This is a genomic window from Streptomyces cellostaticus (genome assembly GCF_001513965.1).
In the GTDB taxonomy this organism is placed as follows: Bacteria; Actinomycetota; Actinomycetes; order Streptomycetales; family Streptomycetaceae; genus Streptomyces; species Streptomyces cellostaticus.
Map to the genome: position 1 here is coordinate 1 of NZ_KQ948102.1, position 2081 is coordinate 2081.

A 2081-nucleotide genomic window follows, 5' to 3' on the forward strand; every position below is an offset into this window, starting at 1 on the left:
GGCCAACGCGGCCCGGATCACCCGCTGCTGCGAAGGACCATTCGGCGCCGACAGACCGTTGCTGGCCCCGTCCTGGTTGACCGCACTGCCCGCCACGACCGCCAACACCCGGTGCCCACGCTCACGCGCATCCGACAACCGCTCCAGAACCAGGACACCGACGCCCTCGCCCCACCCGGTGCCGTCGGCTGCCTCCGCGAACGGCTTGCACCGGCCATCGGCAGCCAACCCCCGCTGCCGCGCGAACTCCGTGAACGTTCCTGGGGTAGGCATGACGGTCACGCCACCGGCCAGCGCGATCCCGCACTCCCCGGACCGCAGTGCCTGCGCGGCAAGGTGAATCGCCGTCAGCGAGGACGAGCAGGCCGTGTCGATCGAGACGGCGGGGCCCTGCAGACCCAGCGAGTAGGCCACGCGTCCCGACGCCACACTCGCCGTGGTCCCGGTCATCCCGAAGCCGCCGGCACCGTCCTGTTCCCCGACCCGGTACCCCAACGCGATGATGCCGGCGTAGACGCCGGTGTCGGTGCCCCGCAGCGAACCCGGGGCAATCCCCGCGTCCTCCAGCGCCTCCCAGCAGGTCTCCAGCAACAACCGCTGCTGGGGATCCATCCCCAACGCCTCACGCGGACTGATCCCGAAGAACTCCGCATCGAAATCACCAGCACCATCCAGGAAACCACCCAGCGGGGTGTAGGCAGCGCCCTCATCACCAGACTCGGACAGGCCCGGCGTCTCCCAGCCACGGTTCACCGGGAAGCCCGACATCGCGTCGGTCCCTGCGGCGACCAGCTGCCAGAAACCCTCCGGGTCCTCGACCCCGCCCGGGAACCGGCAACCCATACCGACAATCGCCACCGGCTCGTCCGTGCCGACACGGACCACCGGCACAGCGGTCTCCCCGACGACCCCGTCGGTGCCGCATGCCTCTGCGACCAGATACCGGGCAACCTCCAGCGGTGTCGGCTGGTCGAAGACCAGGGTGGCGGGAAGGCTCAGGCCCGTCTCGGCCGCGAGCCGGTTGCGAAGCTCCAGCCCGGTCAGGGAGTCGATGCCCATATCGCGGAAAGCCCGTTGGGGATCGATGTCCCCGGGGTGTGCATGACCCAGGACAACGGCGGCAGCAGCTCGGACGATCTGCAGAACCTCCTGCTCGCGCTCGGCGGAACCGAGCGCGGCCAACCGGGCCGCCAGGCCACCGGCAACCACGGCAACGGCCGCGGTCGGGCGGGCGAGAGCGCCAACGGCCAGACCCCGCAGCAGCGCGGGCACCGGCCGTCCTCCGCGAGACAGCCCGGTCAGGTCCAGCCGGGCCGGGACCGCCAACGGCGCACCCAGCGCGGCGGCGGCCTCGAACAGCGCCAGGCCCTGCTCCGTCGTCAGCGGCTGAATGCCGCCACGGCGCAGGCGCGACAGACCCGCACCCTCCAGATGCCCGGTTATCTCCGACGCCTGGGCCCACAGCCCCCAGGCCAGCGACTGACCAGCCAGGTGCCGATCCCGACGGTAGGCAGCCAGCGCGTCCAGGAACGCGTTGGCAGCGGCGTAACTCCCCTGCCCCGGGCTCCCCATGACAGCCGCGGCCGAGGAGTAGAGCACGAAGCCGGCCAGACCCGCGCCCTCGGTCAGCTCGTGCAGGTTCCACGCCGCGTCGACCTTCGCCGACAGCACCGTAGCCATGCGCTCAGGCGTCAGCGACTCCACGGTGGCGTCGTCGATCACACCGGCGGCGTGCACCACCGCCGTCAGCGGCCGCTCAGCCCCGATCCTCGCCAGTACCGAGGCGAGGGCGTCGCGGTCGGCGGCGTCGCCGGCCTGCACCCGCACCTCCGTGCCCGACTGTGCCAACTCCGCGACCAGACGGGCAACCCCCGGCGCGGCCGGGCCGCGCCGGGACAGCAACACCAGGTGCCGCATGCCACGAACGTTGACCAGGTGCCGGGCCAACTCCCCGCCCAGTGTTCCGGTACCACCCGTGACCAGCACCGTGCCCTGCCGGTCCCACTCAGCGGGGACGTTCAGCACGACCTTGCCGAGGTGCCGGGCGGCCTGCAGATACCGCAGCGCCGCCACAGCCTGGG

At 72.0% G+C, this 2081-nt stretch carries 1 protein-coding gene; it reads right to left on the minus strand.

Translation table 11 applies throughout. From position 1 onward, the window contains the following. Positions 1–2081: type I polyketide synthase (locus AQI88_RS42195; RefSeq protein ID WP_159050605.1), on the minus strand; the 2081-nt coding region annotated here is incomplete at both ends.